This window comes from Streptomyces sp. NPDC014801 (assembly GCF_043082085.1).
Lineage (GTDB): Bacteria > Actinomycetota > Actinomycetes > Streptomycetales > Streptomycetaceae > Streptomyces.
Genome location: NZ_JBIBXG010000001.1, coordinates 661985 through 680629, shown reverse-complemented (window position 1 = coordinate 680629; position 18645 = coordinate 661985). Strand labels below are relative to the sequence as shown.

The 18645-nt window shown below is 71.1% G+C and carries 16 protein-coding genes; 5 read left to right on the top strand and 11 right to left on the bottom strand.

Features of this window, described 5'->3' with window-relative positions; all coding sequences use genetic code 11:
- Positions 1-6 precede the first annotated feature (6 nt).
- The gene (locus tag ACF1AL_RS02965) at positions 7-1383 is read left to right on the top strand and encodes a hypothetical protein (RefSeq protein WP_391825396.1); all 1377 of its coding nucleotides are present in this window, start codon (positions 7-9) and stop codon (positions 1381-1383) included.
- A 157-nt stretch (positions 1384-1540) separates the two neighbouring features.
- Entirely contained in the window at positions 1541-1765 is a 225-nt protein-coding gene (locus ACF1AL_RS02960) for a zinc ribbon domain-containing protein (RefSeq protein ID WP_366840895.1), read from the top strand.
- Positions 1766-1800: 35 nt separating this feature from the next.
- Here ACF1AL_RS02960 and ACF1AL_RS02955 read toward each other — a convergent pair whose 3' ends face one another.
- Genes ACF1AL_RS02955 through ACF1AL_RS02945 form a run of 3 tightly spaced genes read right to left on the bottom strand, consistent with a single transcriptional unit; the run spans position 1801 to position 6265 of the window.
- Positions 1801-2616, bottom strand: coding sequence for an HAD family hydrolase (locus ACF1AL_RS02955; protein WP_366840894.1), 816 nt, complete (start codon positions 2614-2616; stop codon positions 1801-1803).
- Positions 2616-5084: a phosphoribosyltransferase gene (locus ACF1AL_RS02950; RefSeq protein WP_391825395.1), complete on the bottom strand. Its 2469-nt coding sequence runs from the start codon at positions 5082-5084 to the stop codon at positions 2616-2618. Before ACF1AL_RS02950 ends, ACF1AL_RS02955 begins: the two co-directional genes overlap by 1 nt.
- A gap of 11 nt (positions 5085-5095) precedes the next feature.
- Positions 5096-6265, bottom strand: coding sequence for an HpcH/HpaI aldolase/citrate lyase family protein (locus ACF1AL_RS02945; RefSeq protein ID WP_366840892.1), 1170 nt, complete (start codon positions 6263-6265; stop codon positions 5096-5098).
- Positions 6266-6455: 190 nt separating this feature from the next.
- Here ACF1AL_RS02945 and ACF1AL_RS02940 point away from each other — a divergent pair, with 190 nt between their 5' ends.
- Complete coding sequence (locus ACF1AL_RS02940; protein WP_391779961.1) at positions 6456-7334, top strand: TerD family protein; 879 nt, start codon at positions 6456-6458, stop codon at positions 7332-7334.
- A 91-nt stretch (positions 7335-7425) separates the two neighbouring features.
- On the opposite strand, the gene ACF1AL_RS02935 is transcribed toward ACF1AL_RS02940, so the two are convergent.
- From ACF1AL_RS02935 to ACF1AL_RS02910, 6 genes are all read right to left on the bottom strand, one after another.
- Positions 7426-8163: a Tellurium resistance gene (locus ACF1AL_RS02935; RefSeq protein ID WP_384209817.1), complete on the bottom strand. Its 738-nt coding sequence runs from the start codon at positions 8161-8163 to the stop codon at positions 7426-7428.
- A 100-nt stretch (positions 8164-8263) separates the two neighbouring features.
- A complete protein-coding gene (locus ACF1AL_RS02930) occupies positions 8264-9409 on the bottom strand; it encodes a DUF475 domain-containing protein (protein WP_366840889.1) in 1146 nt (381 codons plus the stop codon).
- 81 nt (positions 9410-9490) lie between these two features.
- Positions 9491-10069 (bottom strand): TerD family protein, encoded by a 579-nt coding sequence (locus tag ACF1AL_RS02925; RefSeq protein WP_366840888.1) that lies wholly within the window; start codon positions 10067-10069, stop codon positions 9491-9493.
- Positions 10070-10174: 105 nt separating this feature from the next.
- The gene (locus ACF1AL_RS02920) at positions 10175-10750 is read right to left on the bottom strand and encodes a TerD family protein (RefSeq protein ID WP_103782295.1); all 576 of its coding nucleotides are present in this window, start codon (positions 10748-10750) and stop codon (positions 10175-10177) included.
- Positions 10751-10907: 157 nt separating this feature from the next.
- Positions 10908-11366, bottom strand: coding sequence for a peroxiredoxin (locus tag ACF1AL_RS02915; protein WP_366840887.1), 459 nt, complete (start codon positions 11364-11366; stop codon positions 10908-10910).
- 127 nt (positions 11367-11493) lie between these two features.
- Positions 11494-11931, bottom strand: a complete 438-nt coding sequence (locus ACF1AL_RS02910) for a DUF3052 domain-containing protein (protein ID WP_167529716.1) — start codon at positions 11929-11931, stop codon at positions 11494-11496.
- Between the two features lie 421 nt (positions 11932-12352).
- On the opposite strand from ACF1AL_RS02910, the gene aceE reads away from it, so the two are divergent.
- Both aceE and ACF1AL_RS02900 read left to right on the top strand, forming a co-directional pair.
- Positions 12353-15100: a pyruvate dehydrogenase (acetyl-transferring), homodimeric type gene (gene aceE / locus ACF1AL_RS02905; RefSeq protein WP_391819224.1), complete on the top strand. Its 2748-nt coding sequence runs from the start codon at positions 12353-12355 to the stop codon at positions 15098-15100.
- A gap of 80 nt (positions 15101-15180) precedes the next feature.
- Positions 15181-15915 (top strand): potassium channel family protein, encoded by a 735-nt coding sequence (locus tag ACF1AL_RS02900; protein ID WP_366840884.1) that lies wholly within the window; start codon positions 15181-15183, stop codon positions 15913-15915.
- 431 nt (positions 15916-16346) lie between these two features.
- On the opposite strand, the gene ACF1AL_RS02895 is transcribed toward ACF1AL_RS02900, so the two are convergent.
- Both ACF1AL_RS02895 and ACF1AL_RS02890 read right to left on the bottom strand, forming a co-directional pair.
- Complete coding sequence (locus ACF1AL_RS02895) at positions 16347-16631, bottom strand: small hydrophobic protein (RefSeq protein WP_366840883.1); 285 nt, start codon at positions 16629-16631, stop codon at positions 16347-16349.
- Between the two features lie 311 nt (positions 16632-16942).
- On the bottom strand, positions 16943-18562 hold the full coding sequence (locus ACF1AL_RS02890; RefSeq protein ID WP_366840882.1) for an MFS transporter: 1620 nt from the start codon (positions 18560-18562) through the stop codon (positions 16943-16945).
- Between the last annotated feature and the right edge of the window lie 83 nt (positions 18563-18645).

The following is an 18645-nucleotide window of genomic DNA, read 5'->3' as shown; positions in this document are numbered from 1 at the left end:
AGGGATGTGACGGCGACACCAGCGCAGCCTTACTCGTCGCCGTCGGGGTCGTCCGCGCGTGCCGTGCGGGACACGCTGACGCTGGTCGCCCTGCCGCTCGTGGCGGTGCTGGCGCTGCCGGCCGCCTTCGCCGGCGGGGGTACGCGGCGCTGGTTCGGCGGGCGGGCGGAGAGCCAGCGGGCCGAGGCGCAGGCCGCGAAGGACGCCGCCGCCGCCGCTTTCTACGAACTGGACACCGCCCAGCGGGACCTGCGGATCTCGGTGGAGACGATCACGGCCGTGGACGACTCGCCGGCCGCCCGCCGGGCCGTCGCCGACTTCGCCGCGCTGGGGCAGCGCATCGACGAGGTGTCGCAGCAGTACATCACGGCCGTGGACGCCCATGACCTGGACCGGGACGACCTGGAGGCGTCCGCCGCCGCGCGGGCGCGCACGGAGCTGACGCGGGCCCGGGAGGAGTTGCAGCGGGTCAAGGGGGATCTGGACCGGTTCGGTGAGGGGCTCGGGCCGCTGCTGGGCAAGGCGGAGACGCAGCTGGCGCGGGTCGCTCCGGCCGTGGAGCGGGCCCGGCAGGGGCTGCTGGCGGCGACCGGCGCGCTGGACGCCGTACGGCAGGCGGGGTTGCGTGCCGACGATCTCGCGGCGCGGCTCGCCGCGCTGTCGCCGGAGCTGACGAAGCTGAATCAGGGGGCCGGGCAGCACGGGGTGGCGGCCACGCTGGAGCGCGCGGAGCGGGTGGCGCGGGAGGCGGGGGCGATCCGGGCGGAGGCCGAGCGGCTGCCGGAGCGGGCGGCGGAGATCGACCACCGGCTGGTGTCGCTGCGGACCCGGGCGCAGGCGCTGACCACGCGGGCCGGGCAGGTGGAGCCGGTGCTGAGCGAGCTGCGGCGGCGGTTCACGGTGGCCTGCTGGCAGGATCTGCAGCCGGTGCCGGAGCAGGCGGCTCAGAACGTGCGGCAGGCGGAGCTGAAGCTGCGCGAGGCGCAGGGCGCGCGGGACGCGCAGCGGTGGGCGGACGCGACGGCGCTGCTGTCGACGGTGCGGGCGCTGCTGAACACGACCGACGAGGCCGTGTCGGCGGCCGGGGAGCGGCTGCGGCGGCTGAACGCGGTGCAGAAGGATCCGCAGCAGGAGATCGAGCGGACGCGGTTCGCGATCCGGGACGCGCAGCGGCTGGCCATGACGGGCCGGACGACGCCGGATCCGCGGCATGCCGGGCCGCTGGACGAGGCGGTGGCGCGGCTGGAGCGCGCGGTGGCCTCGCTGGAGGGCGGGCGGCATCCCGACTACTGGCACTTCCTGACGGAGACGGAGGCGGTGCGGGAGTCGGTGGCGCGGGTCGTCGCCCTGATCCGCGAGGAGCGGGGGCATCACGCCGGTTAGTGGTGCGGGGCCGGCCCGCCGGTCAGTGGTGCGTCGTCGCCTGTACGCCGGTCAGTACGGCGGGGCCGGCACGCGCCTTGTCTGCCGAACCGGCGCGCCCGTCGGACCGGCACGCCTGTCCGTTCTGCGCGGCGGGGACGCCGGTTAGTCTGTGGGCATGCCTCGCTATGAGTATCGGTGCCGTACCTGTGGTGACACTTTCGAGCTGAGCCGGCCCATGGCGGAGTCCTCCGCGCCGGCGTCGTGTCCTGCCGGGCACGACGACACGGTGAAGTTGCTGTCGACGGTGGCGGTGGGCGGTACCGCGTCGGCCGCCGCGCCCGCGCCCCGCGCCGGAGCGGGCGGCGGGGGCGGTTGCTGCGGCGGGGGCTGCTGCGGGTGAGTACCCCGGGGGCTGCGGCCCCCGGGTCCTTGTCGTTACGGGGTCGTCTTGCGCGCCGTCTTCAGGAACTCCCGCAGGATGCGTTCCCCCGCCAGTACCCCCCGCTCCGGCAGTGCCGTGATGTGGGGGGCCGTCCAGCCCTCGTCGGCGAGTTCGCCGTGGCCGGGGCGCCAGCCGCGGTCGGCGGCGAGCAGAAGGTCGGCGTCCAGCAGGGAGTCGCCGGCGGCCAGGGTGAGGGCGGCGCCCGTGCGGCGGGCGACCTCGCGTACCGCGGCGCTCTTGGTCAGCGGCCGGGGTACGGCGTAGATCTTGCGGCCCTGCAGGGAGACCGTCCAGCCGCGGGGTTCGGCCCAGGCGGCGAGTTCCTTCACCCATTCCCCGGGCAGCAGGTCGCGTTCGACGACGAGGTAGGCGAAGAGGTCCTCGGCGGTGCGGTGCTTGCGGACCCAGACGGGGTCGGCGGTGCGCAGCAGGTGGTCCTGGATCTCGGCCAGGGGCGCGCACTCGCCGGCCAGGCGGTCGGTGACCTGCCGGTGCCAGTCGGGGTCACAGACGCCGTCGACGAGGAGGTGTCCGCCGTTGGCGCAGATGGCGTACGGGGGCGGCGGGCCGGGCAGGTTGATGCGCTGGTACTGCTTGCGGGTGCGGGTGGTCGTGGGGACGAAGACGGCCGTGTCGCCGAGGTCGGTGAGCAGTTGGGCGGCGGTCTCGGTCAGGTACGACAGGGGTTTGCTCTCGTGGACCTCGACGCACAGCAGGCGTGGTGCGCGGGCGTCGGGCATGGTCAGCGCGAGGGCCGCCGAGGAGTAGATCAGCGTGCGGTCGAGGTCGCTCGCCACCAGGGTGCGCATCAGCCCGTCACCGCCTTGCCGTCGGCGCCGGTCGCGCCGCGCGTGTACCGGGGGTGGATCAGTCCGACGCAGGTGTAGGGGAGGTCGCCGACCTCCTCCACGGGGACGCCGCGCTGTGCGGCGAGCAGGCGGACGTGGTCGAGGTCGGGGCCGGCGTCCTGCCGGGCGAGGATCTTCCACGGTACGCGGCGCAGCAGTACCCGGGTGGTCTCGCCGACGCCGGGTTTGACGAGGTTGACGTCGTGGATGCCGTACTCCTCGCTGATGCGTTCGACGGCGGCCCAGCCCGCCCAGGTGGGGGTGCGGTCGGCGGCGAGGAGTTCCTTGGCGGCGGCGTCGACGGTGTCGGCGACCTCGGGGAAGCGGGCGCAGACGGCGTCGAGGAAGGCGCCGGAGACGTCGGCGCCGGCGAGTTCGCGGTAGAACTTGGCGCCGTGGTAGTCGTGCGGGCCGACGAGGTCGGCGCGCAGGACGGTGCGCGAGATGAGGCCGGAGACGGTGGAGTTGAGGCAGGCGGAGGGGATGAGGAAGTCCTCGCGGGTGCCGTAGGTGCGCACGCAGGAGCCGGGGTCGGCGAGGACGGCGATCTCGGGGTCGAAGCCGGTGATGCCGTGGGTCTTCTCGAACTCGCTTATGGCGTCGGCGAGTTCGCGGGTGATGGCGCCCTTGCCGGTCCAGCCGTCGACGAAGACGACGTCGGAGGGGTCGTGGTGGGCGGCGAGCCAGCGCAGCGCGTTGGCGTCGATGCCGCGGCCGCGGACGATGGACACGGCGTAGTGCGGCAGGTCCAGGCCGTGCCGGTGCTGGGCCCAGCGGCGCATGAGGACGCCGACGGGGGTGCCGGCGCGGGCGAGGGAGACGAGGACGGGGCGCGGGGACCGTTCGGCGACGACGGTCTCGGTGACGACGCCGACGGCGTGTGCGATGCGGGCGGCGGAGGCGTCCAGGGCCTGGTGGAAGAGGGTCTGGTACTGCTCGCTGGGCTGGTACTCCACGGGCAGCGACTCGGCGTAGTGGGCGCCGCCGCTCTGGATGGCCTCCTCGCGTTCCTCGGTCGGCGCCTCCAGGGTGACGTCCGAGAGGTCCTGCAGCAGCCAGCCGACCTCGTCGGGCGCGTAGCAGGAGAAGGCGGGGCCGCGGAGGGGCTCGGGCAGCATCGGGGGCCTTTCGGGGGCGGTCGCGGACTCGGGGACGTACGACGGTACGACGGTGAGGACCACGTGCGGGGTGTGCGCGGCGAGCCGGTCGAGCAGGCCGCCGGGGGCGCGCAGGGCGGGCGTGGCGCCGGCGGAGTCGACGACGGCGACGATCGTGTCGAAGCCGGCGCCGGCGACGTTGTAGGCGTAGCGCTCGCCGGGGCCGTCGGCGGGGTCGTCGTGGGCGGGGAAGACCAGGCGGGTGCGGATGGCGTAGCCGGGGTCGTCGACGGCGAGGACGGGTGAGCGGGTGGTGGTGGAGTAGCGCACCTCGGCGTCGGTGATCTGCTCCAGTTCGCGGGCGAGGCGCAGGGGGGCGTACATCAGCTCCTCGGTGCCGAGGACGAGGACGCGGCGCGCCGTGCCGGGTATCGCGTCGGCGAGGCGGGCCGCCATCGCCGGCAGGGCGGCGTCCAGGCGCCTGCGGTGGGTGGGGGTGAAGCCGTGGCGGCCGCCGTCGGGGAGGCCGGCGGGCCAGCGCAGATCGACTCGGGTGAGGCGACCGTGCAGGGCGTTCGGGGCGGAGCCGCCCATGTCACCGTCGCGCGCCCCCGCCTCGTGCCGCGCGACGAGTTCCCGTCCCTTGTGCAGGACGTCCTGCGGCAGCTTCACGGTGCCCGAGGCCGCTGCCACCAGGTCCACCCGTGCGCCGATCTCCCCGGCGAAGGCGTCCAGGCGGCCGGCGTCCTGCGGTGAGCGCATGTCGACCAGGGCGACGACGACGTACCGCCGGCGCGGGTGGCGTGCGTGGAGGTCGCGGATGGTGTTGAGGACGGTGTTGCCGGTGGAGAACTCGTCGTCGACGAGGACCAGCGGGCCGTCCCCGGCGAGCAGGGCCGGGTCCTCGGGCAGCAGCAGGTGGGTGGTGGCGTGGGAGTGGGACTCCTCGAAGCCGCCGGCCTGGGGGACGCCGGGCACGGGGCGGCGGGTGGAGTGCAGGTAGGGGGCGCTGCCGAGGCCGTCGGCGACGCAGTGGCCGAGGCCGGTGGCCGTCTCGGCGTAGCCGAGGACGACGGCGCGGGCCGCTTCGGCGGGGCCGAGCAGGTCCCGTACCCGCCGGCCGAGGGCGAGCCCGGAGCCGTGGACGACGGACGGGGACTGCGGGACGTGCTTGCCGAGCACGTGGGAGACGAGCAGGTGTGCGCGCTTGGGGTTGCGGCGCAGCGCGAGCCCCAGCAGCTCGGTCAGTTCGTCGTCGCCGACGAGTTCGACGCCGAGCCGCTCGGCGACCCAGGTCCCGGACCAGACCCCGTTGTTCACTGCGTTTCTCATCCGTCCCTGTGTCATCGGCCGGGTATGCCGGCGGCGAGCAGTTCCACGAAGCTGACGCCTTCGCCCGCGACGCCGAAGACCTCGGCGCGCAGCAGGGTGCGCTCGGCCCAGGCGCGGTGCGGCTTCACTTCGTTCATCTTGTTGGTGTAGGCCGACCTCAGGACGCCCCCGCCGTCGCGTTCGGGTCTGAGGATGTCCTGGGCGTCGCTGTACTCCTCGTGGCTGACGACGGACAGCGCGTGCACCGGCAGCACGTGGGAGGGGTGGATGCAGGTCTTGCCGAGCAGGCCGTTGGCCTGGTCGAGGGTGATCTCCCGCAGCAGTCCGTCCATGGCGTGCTCGATCAGTCTCTCGCGCAGTTCGACGGCCTGCCCCTCCAGGAAGGGGCTGGTGCGCAGCATCGGCTTGAACATGCGCTCGGAGACGCGGAAGTACTCCCAGACGGGTCCGGTGACGGTGAAGCCGGTGCCGTCGGCGCGGCCGAGCATGTTCACGACGTCGGCGATGACGGAGGCGACGATCTGGACGTCGTAGGCGGTCATGTCGGGGGCGCGGCGCAGGCCGTAGCTGGAGCAGAAGTCGGTGACGCCGAGGCGCAGGGCGAGGACGCGGTCGCGGTACTTGTCGACGGAGCGGAAGATGCCCTCCAGGGTCTCCACGCGGGACTCGCGGTAGAGCAGCTCGGGGGATTCCAGGACCGGCATGGCGAACAGGCGGTGGCCGCAGTCGGCCTCGGCGACGGCGAGGGCCTCCAGGAAGGGGATGCCGCGTTCCTCGGTGAACTTCGGGAACACGAAGCCGGACAGCAGGCGGACGGTGGGTCCGAGCCGGCGGACCAGGTCGGGGATCTGCTGGGGGGTGCGGACGCGGATGAACAGCAGGGGCAGGTCCTCGCCGGGGTGGGCGTCGAGGTCGGCGAACTGGCGGACGAGGTTGTCCTCGCCGTGCGGGACGTCCTCGTCGTTGATGGAGTCCTCCAGGCACAGCACCATCGACACGACGCCGCGCGCGGCCTGCTTGCGGATGTCGGCGGCCAGCTGCGGCCGGGTCGCCGGGCTGTACAGGGTGGCGCCGAGCGCGGCGGACAGCAGCCGGGCCGGGGAGCCGGTGGTGAACTCGCAGGGCTGGCGGTGGAAGAGGCGCTCCCGCACCTCAGGGGCGATGTGCCCGAAATGACGCATGTAACTCCCCCGGGGCGCAAGGATCTGGCCTGTGGATGCGGTAGAAGGTGGCCGGTAATAGTACGTACGGATCCATGTCCCGAGTTCCCGCGGGGCATGAATTTCAAGTAACGGGACGGAGGCCGCGCCGGGTCGGGGCGGGTGCGACCCCGCGTTGTCGTGGACAGGACTCAGAAGGCAGGATGACGGCATGACGCACGCGATGCTGAAGGGGTCGAACGTCCCGGTCCAGGCCACGACGGTCCGTGCCGTCCTGCGCTGGACGCCCGGGCAGGGCGTGCCGGACGTGGACGCCTCGGCGCTGCTGCTGGGTCCGGACGGCCGTGTGCGTTCCGACGAGGACTTCGTGTTCTACAACCAGCCGCGGCATCCGTCGGGGGTGGTGTGGCGGCTGGGCAAGAAGCGGCTGGCCGACGCCCTGACCGACACGATCCAGACGGAGCTGACGGGTGTGGAGGCGGGCGTGTCCCGCATCCTGCTGGTCGCCTCCGCGGACGGGGTGGCCTTCGAGCGGGTGCGGGATCTGAGCATCCTGGTGTACGACGCGTCGGCGGCGGACGGTGAGGCGCTGGCGTCGTTCGCGATCCGGCCGGAGACCGGGCAGGAGACGGCGCTGATCTGCGGGGAGCTGTACCGGCGGGGCGAGGGCTGGAAGTTCCGGGCGCTCGGCGAGGGCTATTCGAACGGGCTGAAGGGCCTGGCGACGGACTTCGGCATCTCGGTGGACGAGTCGGAGGAGGCCGCGCCCGCGGCGGGAGAGGATTCCGCGCCCGCTCCGGCGGCGGAGGCCGGGCAGGCGTCCACCGCACCGGCCGCCGTCTCGCCGGGGTCGCAGCCGCTGCCGCCGGAGCAGCCGTCGGCGGTGCCGACCCAGCCGGGGTACGGCTATCCGCAGCAGCCCCCGGCGACGGCCCCGGTGCCGGCGTACGGCTATCCGCAGGGGGAGCCGGCGTACGGCTATCCCCCGGCGGCGGCGCCGGGCAGCTACGGCTACCCGCAGCCGGCGGCCGCCGCGCCCGACGGGGACTTCCGGCTGCCGCCGATGGGTCCGCAGTTCATCGGCCGCTGAGCGTTCCCGGCCGGCCGGGAGCCGGCCACCGCTCCCGCGCGCAGGGGGCGGCCGCTCGCGCCCCGGCCCCGGGTGTGCGGCCGCGGCCCGCTCAGCGCTCGGCCTTCGTCTTGTAGCCCCGGCCCCACTGCAGCCCCCAGCCGTAGAGCCGGTCGATCTCGCCCTGGAAGCCGTAGACGAACTTCACCTCGCGGCGGACGATCAGCTCCCCCTTCACGTTCTCGATCATCACCACGGCGCAGGAGCGGGCCTGCGGGTGCCGCTCGTCGAGGCCGATCTCGATGCGGGGCCCGTTGCTCGGGTACAGCGTGACGATGGCGTGTGTGCGGTCGAAGGCGGGCGTCTGGTCGTAGATGTAGACGAAGACGAGCAGCCGTTTGATGTCCTCGCGGTGGTCGAGGTTGACGTACATCGTCTCCCCCGAGCCGGACCCGAACCGGTCGTCGCCGGTGATTTTCACGTACGGCGGTGCGTTGACGTCGCCGAGGAAGCCGCCGAGCGGCTGGACGACGCCCTTGGTGCCGTCGGTCAGCTCGTACAGGCAGCCCAGGTCGAGGTCGACGTTGACCATGGACTGGCTGTGGCCGAGGACCTCCGGCGGTTTGAGGGCCTTGAAGGGGTGGCGCAGCAGGCTCTCGCGCTGGGGGCCGCCGATGTCGGAGGTGCGCATCCGCCAGGTGAGGTTGACCCGCAGGTTGCCGGTGGCGGCGCCCTGCTGGGTGAGGGAGACCTGGCGGTGCCGTTTGGTCAGCTCTATCGCGTTGGTCCCGGCGCTGCCCGAGTCGAAGTCGGCGGCACGCCCGCCCAGCAGCCCGTCGAAGAATCCCATTCCCGCCCCCAGGTGTCACGGCACAGACCGGCGGGACGGCCGCAGGAGATGTGTCCTGCACGCCGCCCCGCCGTGAAGCGTTCCCTCGCCGGGGAGGTGGTCACACCCCGGAGGAGATCTCGGTCTTGTCGTCCGAGCCGGCTCCGCCCTCGGCCGCCGCGAGGGCCTTGTTGCGGCGGACGGAGGACCAGAAGGACCAGGCGATCAGGATGACGCCGACCAGGCCGGTGATGACCTCGTTGATCTGGTACTGGATGGTGACCAGCAGCAGGATGGCGAGGGCGCCGATGGCGTAGTGGGCGCCGTGCTCCAGGTAGACGTAGTCGTCGAGGGTGCCCTGGCGGACCAGGTAGACGGTGAGCGAACGGACGTACATCGCGCCGATGCCGAGACCGAGGGCCATGAGCACGATGTCGTTGGTGATGGCGAACGCGCCGATCACGCCGTCGAAGGAGAAGGACGCGTCCAGGACCTCCAGGTAGAGGAACATGAAGAACGCGGCCTGGCCGGCCAGCTTGACCGCGTTGCGCGGTTTGCCGGTGCGTTCGGCCTGTTCCTCCTCCTCGTGCTCGCGTTCCTCGTCCTCTTCGAGCTTGTCCTCGAAGTAGCCGGACAGACCGCCGACGATCATGTAGGTGATCAGGCCGGCGATACCGGCGATGAGGACCGTCTGCGCCTTGTCGGCGTGGGCGCCGCCGTGCTGGTGGGCGTGGGTGGCGAAGGTGAAGGAGGTGATCAGCAGGACGATCAGGGAGATGCAGACCGACAGCATGTCGACCTTGCCGAGCTTGGCCAGCGGCCGCTCGATCCAGCGCAGCCACTGGATGTCCCGGTCCTCGAAGATGAAGTCGAGGAAGATCATCAGCAGGAACATGCCACCGAACGCGGCGATCGCCGGGTGCGCGTCGGTGACCAGTTGCTGGTAGCGGTCCTTGTTGTTCAGGGCGAGGTCGACGGCCTCGATGGGGCCCATCTTCGCGCTGATCGCGACGATCACCACGGGGAAGACCAGGCGCATGCCGAAGACCGCGATGAGGACGCCGACGGTGAGGAAGATCTTCTGCCAGAAGGCATTCATCTTCTTCAGGATTCCGGCGTTGACCACCGCGTTGTCGAAGGACAGCGAGATCTCGAGGATGGAGAGGATCGCCACGATGCCGAAGGCCTCCCACCCCCCGTAGAAGACCGCCGCGACCAGCCCGACCGCGGTGACCGCGAACGACCAGCCGAAGGTTTTCAGAAGCACTGGCTACCCAATCCTGTGTCGGGGGTCCCCCCGAGCGAGGCGAGGAGGGGGAGCGGCTGCTCCCCCGCGCCGCACTCGGCTTTACGAAACATTGACCCCGAAGTCTAGAGCGATGCCCCGCAGCCCCGACGCGTACCCCTGTCCCACGGCCCGGAACTTCCATTCGCCCTGGTACCGGTAGACCTCGCCGAAGATCATGGCGGTCTCGGTGGAGGCGTCCTCGCTGAGGTCGTAGCGGGCGAGCTCCTGGCCGTCGGCCTGGTTGACGACGCGGATGAAGGCGTTGGAGACCTGGCCGAAGGTCTGGCCGCGCTCGTCGGCCATGTGGATGGAGACCGGGAAGACGATCTTCTCGCAGTGGGCGGGCACCTTCGCGAGGTCGACGAGGATCGACTCGTCGTCGCCCTCGCCCTCACCGGTGAGGTTGTCCCCGGTGTGCTCCACCGAGCCGTCCGGGCTCTTGAGCTGGTTGTAGAAGACGAACCACTCGTCGCCGAGGACCCGGTTGCCGGCGCCGCACAGCAGCGCGCTGGCGTCCAGGTCGAAGGGCGCGCCGGTGGTGGAGCGCGCGTCCCAGCCGAGCCCGACCATGATGTGGGTGAGGTTCGGTGCGGCCTTGGACAGGGAGACGTTGCCCCCCTTGGCGAGCGTGACGCCCATGTGCTGGTCCTCCCCTGGTGGTGCCTGTGTGGATGTCTTGCGCGTCCGGCGCCGCGCGCAAACCGCGCGGCGCCGGACGGTGACGTTCAGGCGATGGTCTCGACGTCAGACGTTGACGCCGAAGTCCTGCGCGATGCCGCGCAGGCCCGAGGCGTAGCCCTGGCCGATGGCGCGGAACTTCCACTCCGCGCCGTGCCGGTAGAGCTCGCCGAAGACCATCGCCGTCTCGGTGGAGGCGTCCTCGCTCAGGTCGTAGCGGGCGATCTCCTGCTGGTTGGCCTGGTTGACGACGCGGATGAAGGCGTTGCGCACCTGGCCGAAGGACTGCTGGCGGTTCTCGGCGTCGTAGATGGAGACCGGGAAGACGATCTTCTCCACGTCGGCCGGGACGCCGGCCAGATTGACCTTGATCTGCTCGTCGTCACCCTCGCCCTCACCGGTGAGGTTGTCACCGGTGTGCTCCACGGAGCCGTCGGGGCTCTTGAGGTTGTTGAAGAAGACGAAGTGCTGGTCGCTGGCGACCTTGCCGGAGTTGTTCAGCAGCAGTGCGCTGGCGTCCAGGTCGAAGTCGGTGCCGGTGGTGGTGCGCACGTCCCAGCCCAGACCCACGATGACGGCGGTCAGGCCCGGGGCCTCCTTCGTCAGCGATACGTTGCCGCCCTTGCTGAGGCTGACTCCCACGAGTCCTCCATTGGTGTTCGGGGGCGGGGAGCCCCGTCGTGCTGTGACATCGGATCAACGAACCGATCCTAGTGACGGGTTCCCGCCCGCCGCAGGCCCTGGCACCCGGAAATCACCGGGTGTGGGGCCGGACGGGCGACGCGGGGGGCCGGCGTGGTCAGAGGGTGTCGAGGGCCTTGACGTACTCGCTCAGGTCGCGGGCGTCGGGCAGGCCGTTGACGACCGTCCAGCGGACGACGCCCTCCTTGTCGATGACGAAGGTGCCGCGCACCGCGCAGCCCTTGTCCTCGGCGAAGACGCCGTAGGCGCGGGAGACCTCGCCGTGCGGCCAGAAGTCGCTGAGCAGCGGGTACTCCAGGCCCTCCTGCTCGGCGAAGACGCGCAGGGTGTGGATGGAGTCGTTGGAGACGGCGAGCACCTGGGTGTCGCGGTCGGAGAACTGCGGCAGGTTGTCGCGGACCTCGCACAGTTCGCCGGTGCACACGCCGGTGAAGGCGAACGGGTAGAAGATCAGGACGACGTTCTTGCTGCCGTGGAAGTCGGACAGCTTCACGGTCCGGCCGTGGTTGTCCTTGAGCTCGAAGTCGGGGGCCTTGTCGCCGACCTGGATCGCCATCGTGGTACGTCCCTTTCGGTGCGCTGTTCGGGTGAAACGCCGGACTCCACCCTACGAGGCGATCACACGGGGACGACGGCAGGCCCAGGGGCGGGCCGGCGTCGGCCGGCCCGCCCGGGCACATGGTCTACCGCTTGGACTTGGCCGCCTTCGGCGTGGCCAGCCGGCTGCCGCTCCAGTCCTTGCCCACGCTGACGCTCTTGGACGCCGTCAGCCCCGCCGTGGTGGCGGCTTCCGAGATGTCACTGGGCTCGACGTATCCCGAACGGCCGGTCTTCGGCGTGAGGAGCAGGATCGCGCCGCCCTCTTCGATGTACGTGGTGGCATCCACCAGCGCATCCGTCAGGTCGCCGTCGTCGTCACGGAACCACAGCACAACGGCGTCGGCCACGTCGTCGTAGTCCTCGTCCATCAGGTCGCCCTCGATGGCTTCCTCGATGGCCTCGCGGAGCTCCTGGTCGACGTCGTCGTCGTAGCCGATCTCCTGGACCACCTGCCCGGGCTGGAACCCCAGCCTGGCGGCAGGGTTCGTCCGCTCCTCCGCGTGGTCCGCGGTCGCGCTCACGGGGTGCCTCCTGATCATGTCTTGGTGAATATCTCAGCCACGCGCGTGCGCGAAGCATTGGCCGTAGTCCACACGGGCGGGACGGATCGCGCAAGTACCCGGCGGTTCAGACCGCCGAAACGGTGACGATCCTGGCCGTGTCGCCGCAACCTACGGCACACGATCCCAGGCCCAGGTGACGTACACCACACCTTTCTGCCCCCTTTGGGCGTTTGGGAACCGTCTGTGGGTACGAGACTCGAATGAGTTTCCCACCCCCGGGCGCCCCCTTGGTCACCGCTGGTTACCTTTCGGTAGGGACGGCGTCGGAGATGACGTGTGCCCCACCCGGGGTGGACGATGGGGGCGGCGTCAACACAGCCCTGTGAACAGATCTGGACAGGTCCCTTTCGACAGGCTCCTTCGACAGGTAAGGATCAGCGTGGCTTCCGGTTCCGATCGCACACCGATCATCATTGGCGGCCTTCCGAGTCAGGTCCCCGACTTCGACCCCGAAGAGACCCAGGAGTGGCTCGACTCGCTCGACGCCGCCATCGACGAGCGCGGCCGGGAGCGGGCGCGCTATCTGATGCTGCGGCTGATCGAGCGGGCCCGCGAGAAGCGCGTGGCCGTGCCCGAGATGCGCAGCACGGACTACGTGAACACGATCGCCACCAAGGACGAGCCGTTCTTCCCCGGCAACGAGGAGATCGAGCGCAAGATCCTCAACGCCACCCGCTGGAACGCCGCGGTGATGGTCTCGCGGGCGCAGCGGCCCGGGATCGGCGTCGGCGGGCACATCGCCACGTTCGCCTCCTCCGCCTCGCTGTACGACGTGGGCTTCAACCACTTCTTCCGCGGCAAGGACGAGGGCGACGGCGGCGACCAGGTCTTCTTCCAGGGGCACGCCTCGCCGGGCATCTACGCGCGCGCGTACCTGCTCGACCGGCTCACCGCCGACCAGCTGGACGGCTTCCGCCAGGAGAAGTCGAAGTATCCCGACGGCCTGTCCAGTTACCCGCACCCGCGCTCCATGCCGGACTTCTGGGAGTTCCCGACGGTCTCCATGGGCCTCGGCCCGATCGGCGCGATCTACCAGGCGCGGATGAACCGCTACATGGAGGCGCGCGGCATCGCCGACACCTCCAAGTCCCATGTGTGGGCCTTCCTCGGCGACGGCGAGATGGACGAGCCGGAGTCGCTGGGCCAGCTGTCCATCGCCGCGCGCGAGGGCCTGGACAACCTGACCTTCGTGGTCAACTGCAACCTGCAGCGCCTGGACGGCCCGGTGCGCGGCAACGGCAAGATCATCCAGGAGCTGGAGTCGGTCTTCCGCGGCGCCGGCTGGAACGTGATCAAGCTGATCTGGGACCGCAGCTGGGACCCGCTGCTCGCCCAGGACCGCGACGGCGTGCTGGTCAACCGGATGAACACCACCCCGGACGGCCAGTTCCAGACGTACGCCACCGAGTCCGGCGCGTACATCCGCGAGCACTTCTTCGGCGACGACCACCGGCTGCGCGCCATGGTCGAGAACATGACCGACGACCAGATCCTGCACCTGGGGCGCGGCGGTCACGACCACCGCAAGATCTACGCGGCGTTCAAGGCGGCCAAGGAGCACAAGGGGCAGCCGACGGTCATCCTGGCGAAGACGATCAAGGGCTGGACGCTGGGGCCGAACTTCGAGGGCCGCAACGCCACGCACCAGATGAAGAAGCTGACGGTCGACGACCTCAAGCGCTTCCGCGACCGGCTGCACCTGCCGATCTCCGACAAGGAGCTGGAGAGCGGCGCCCCGCCGTACTACCACCCGGGGCGCGACTCCGAGGAGATCCAGTACATGCACGACCGCCGCAAGCAGTGCGGCGGCTATGTGCCGACCCGGGTGGTGCGCTCCAAGCCGCTCGCGCTGCCGGACGACAAGACGTACGCGACCGTGAAGAAGGGGTCGGGCAACCAGTCGATCGCCACCACCATGGCGTTCGTACGGCTGCTGAAGGACCTCATGCGGGACAAGGAGCTCGGCAAGCGGTTCGTGCTGATCGCGCCGGACGAGTACCGCACGTTCGGCATGGACTCCTTCTTCCCGAGCGCGAAGATCTACAACCCGCTGGGCCAGCAGTACGAGTCCGTGGACCGGGAGCTGCTGCTCGCCTACAAGGAGTCGCCGACCGGCCAGATGCTGCACGACGGCATCTCCGAGGCCGGCTGCACGGCGTCGCTGATCGCGGCGGGCTCGGCGTACGCCACGCACGGCGAGCCGCTGATCCCGGTGTACGTCTTCTACTCGATGTTCGGTTTCCAGCGCACGGGCGACCAGTTCTGGCAGATGGCCGACCAGCTGGCGCGCGGTTTCGTGCTGGGTGCGACCGCCGGCCGCACGACCCTGACCGGTGAGGGGCTTCAGCACGCGGACGGCCACTCCCAGCTGCTCGCCTCGACCAACCCGGCGTGCGTGGCGTACGACCCGGCCTTCGGCTTCGAGATCGCGCACATCGTCAAGGACGGCCTGCGCCGGATGTACGGCGGCTCCGAGGAGCACCCGCACGGCGAGGACGTCTTCTACTACCTCACCGTCTACAACGAGCCCATCCAGCACCCGGCCGAGCCGGAGAACGTGGACGCCGAGGGCATCGTCAAGGGCATCTACCGGTTCGCCGAAGGGCAGGCCGGGGCGGTCCCGGCGCAGATCATGGCCTCGGGTGTGGCCCTGCCGTGGGCGATCGAGGCGCAGCGGATCCTCGGCGAGGAGTGGAACGTCAAGGCCGACGTGTGGTCGGCGACCTCCTGGAACGAGCTGCGGCGTGAGGCCGTGGCCTGCGAGGAGCACAACCTGCTGCACCCGGAGGAGGAGCAGCGCGTGCCGTACGTGACGCGCAAGCTGTCCGGGGCGCAGGGGCCGTTCGTGGCCGTCTCCGACTGGATGCGGTCGGTGCCGGACCAGATCGCGCGGTGGGTGCCGGGCACGTACCAGTCGCTCGGCGCCGACGGGTTCGGTTTCGCGGACACCCGGGGGGCGGCGCGGCGCTTCTTCCACATCGACGCGCAGTCGATCGTGGTGGCGGTGCTGACCGAGCTGGCCCGCGAGGGCAAGATCGACCGGTCGGCGCTCAAGCAGGCCGTCGACCGGTACCAGCTGCTCGACGTCACGGCGGCGGACCCCGGCGCCGCGGGCGGCGACGCGTAGCCCTCCGGGGCGCTCGCAGGGCGGTGCAGGCCGGTTTTCCCGGCCTCCACCGCCCTTATGCGTTCCTTACGATGGCGGTCATGGACGCACAATCGCCGCAGGTCCGCTGGGAGCAGCGCACCCAGCGGCCCCTGCTGGCCCTCGCCGTGCTGTTCGCCGTCGCCTACGCCGTGCCGATCGTGGACAGCGACGCGGGGTGGCCGGTGACGCTGGCGTGCACGGTGGTCGAGTGGGTGGTGTGGGGGGCGTTCGCCACCGACTACCTGGTGCGGCTCGCGCTGGCCGCCGACCGGCTGCTGTTCGTGCGCCGGCACTGGCTGGACCTGTGCGCGGTGGTGGTGCCGGTGCTGCAGCCGCTGCGACTGCTGCGGATCGTCGCGACGCTGCTGCTGGTGGGGCGGCGGGCGCGGATGGCGAACCAGATCCGGCTGACGACGTACGTCGTCGGGGCGGTCGTCGGGCTGCTGATGTTCGGGTCGCTGGCCGTGCTGTCGGTGGAGCGGTCGGCTCCGCACGGGAACATCCGGACGCTGGGTGACGCGCTGTGGTGGTCGTTCACGACGATGACGACCGTGGGGTACGGGGACCACGCGCCGACAACCGGGCTGGGGCGGCTGATCGCGGTCGGGCTGATGCTGTCGGGGATCGCGCTGCTGGGTGTGGTGACGGCGAACATCGCGGCGTGGTTCATCGCGCGCTTCGAGAAGGACGATGTGGAGGAGCGGCGTCAGACGGAGGCGATCGAGGCGCTGACGGAGGAGGTACGGGCGCTGCGAGCGGAGGTCGCGGCGTTGCGGGACCCTTCGCGACGGTGACTTGTGCCCCAGGGTGCGCGTGCCTGCGGTGCACTGTGCCTGGCGTTGCGCTGGACGCCGTGGGGTGCGCAGCCCGGCGCTTACGGGGTGCCTCCCCCAAGCACTACGTGCAGGGGGTACCCCCAGCGCCCACCCGTGCCGCCCTGGGGGTCCCCCCTGCTCGAAGAGCTTGGGGGAGGCACGCATGCCCGCGGCTTGAGCGGACGCGGTGCCCGCGGCCGACGGGACTGCAACTCCTCAGGGGCGCGGGGAACTGCGCGACCGGCCACCCACCGGGCCGCAGGTGAACGACGGCCAATACCCACAGCCCGCAGCGACGCGAGGTCGCGGCCGACGGGACTGCAACCCCCAGGGGCGCGGGGAACTGCGCGATCAGCCGCCCACCGGGCCGCAGGTGAACGACGGCCAGTGCCCCCCGACCGGCGGAGCCGCTAGCGGGTCGCCAGCGAGATCAGGGCCACCAGCGTGTCGATCGCGCCGAGGGCGAAGGCGATCAAAGCCGGAGGGCGTCGGGCGGCGCCGGACCAGGTGCGGCCCAGGGCGAGCCAGCCGCAGAACATCGCCGCGGGGCCGAGAACGATGCCCAGGGCGAAGAAGCCGGCGACCGCGCAGACGGCTCCGATGATGCCGAGCGTCGCGCGGTCCGGCCCGGTCCGTGACCACGTCCGGCCACGTGACCGGGGGTACCCGCGCGTTCCGTTCCCGAAGCCCGCCATCATCAACTCCCGGAGCCCCGGGGTCAGTTGGTGGTGCATCGGGGCTCTGTCTCTGCGGGTAACCGGGGTTGGCGCGGTCATGCCGCCGAACGGCCGGAATTCGCGAAAAAGCCCGGGCGCCGCCGCGCCGTCCCCCTCCGCCGGCGCGGCGGCACCCGGGCCGCCTTCCGGTGCGGGCGCACATGCCAGGCAGCGATGCCCGGGGAACGTGCCGTACCGGAAGGCTTGACCCACTGTGACGTGTGCCCGGCTGCCGGGGGGAGGGTTCCCCGGCACTGTCACCCTGATGGGCGAACTTCGCCGACGCGGCGTCAGATGTGCGCCGCGCCCGCGCCGGCCTCCGCGTTCTCACCGCGCTTGGTGAGGAACGCGACGAGCACCGCCACGACGGCCACCCCGGCGGCGACCAGCGAGGCCAGGCTCATGCCGGAGATGAACGTGTCGTGTGCGACGCCGGTGATCTTCTCGGCGAACTGCGCCGGGGTGCCCGGCGGCACGGGGGCCACGCCCACCTGGACGGCCTCGGAGGCCTGGCCGAGCTGCTGCTCGGTGAGCGGCGGCAGACCGGCGTCCTTCCAGTTGCCCGGCAGGTCGCTGTCCACCTTGGAGGCCATCACGGCGCCCAGCACGGCCGTACCGAGGCTGCCGCCGATCTGCATCGCGGCCTGCTGGAGACCGCCGGCGACACCGGAGAGCTCCATGGGCGCGTTGCCGACGATGACCTCGGTGGCGCCGACCATGACGGGGGCGAGGCCGAGGCCCAGCAGGGCGAACCACAGCGACATCAGGCCGCTGCCGGTGTCCACCTTCAGCGTCGACATGCCGTACATGGCGATCGCGGTGACGGCCATGCCGCCCGCCAGCGGCACCCGCGGGCCCAGCTTGGTGATCAGCGCGCCGGCCAGCGGCGAGCCGACGATCATCATGCCGGTGAGCGGCAGCAGGTGCAGGCCGGCGTCGATGGGGCTCATGCCGTGCACGTTCTGCAGATAGAAGGTGACGAAGAACAGGCCGCCCATGAAGGCGATGGCCATGAGGACCATGAGCACCACACCGGCGGACAGCGGCACCGAGCGGAACAGCTGCAGCGGGATCAGCGGCTCGCGGACCTTCGTCTCCCACAGGGAGAAGAGGACGAAGCCGAGCACGGACGCGCCGATGAACGTCCAGGTCGACCCGTCGCCCCAGCCCCACTCGGGGGCCTTGATCAGCGCCCAGACCAGGCAGAACATCGCGCCGGACAGCAGGGCGATGCCGAGCAGGTCGAAGGAGCGCGGGGCGTTCTGGGCGCGGTGGTCGAGCAGGATCAGCAGGCCGAGGATCAGGGCCAGCGCGCCGACCGGCACGTTGATGAAGAACACCGACTGCCAGCTGACGTGCTCGACGAGGACGCCGCCGAGGATCGGGCCGCCGGCGGTGGAGGCGCCGATGACCATGCCCCAGATGCCGATGGCCATGTTGAGCTTCTCGGCCGGGAAGGTCGCCCGCAGCAGGCCCAGCGCGGCCGGCATCAGCAGCGCGCCGAACAGGCCCTGGAAGACGCGGAAGGTCACGACCAGCGCGATGGAGTCGGACAGGCCGATCGCGCCGGAGGCGGCGGCGAAGCCGACGACACCGATCAGGAAGGTCTGCCGGTGGCCGAAGCGGTCACCGAGCTTGCCGGCGGTGATCAGGGAGACCGCGAGGGCCAGGAAGTACCCGTTGGTGATCCACTGCACCTGCTGGAAGGTGGCGCCGAGGTCCTTCTGGATGGCGGGGTTGGCGATGGCCACGATCGTGCCGTCGAGGGCCACCATCATCACGCCGACGGCGACGGTGATGAGGGTGAGCCAGGGATGGCCCCGCAGGCCGGAGGCGGCGGGCGCCTGCCCCGACGAGTCCGGGCCGCTGCCCCCCGGTCCCGTCTTGTCGAGGGTGATCTGACTAGTCATACGTTCGAGGCTAGTGACAGTCACTGACAATTGACAAACCAATTCACAAGTCGGTAACTGACAGGACACGCTCGGATAGCCTG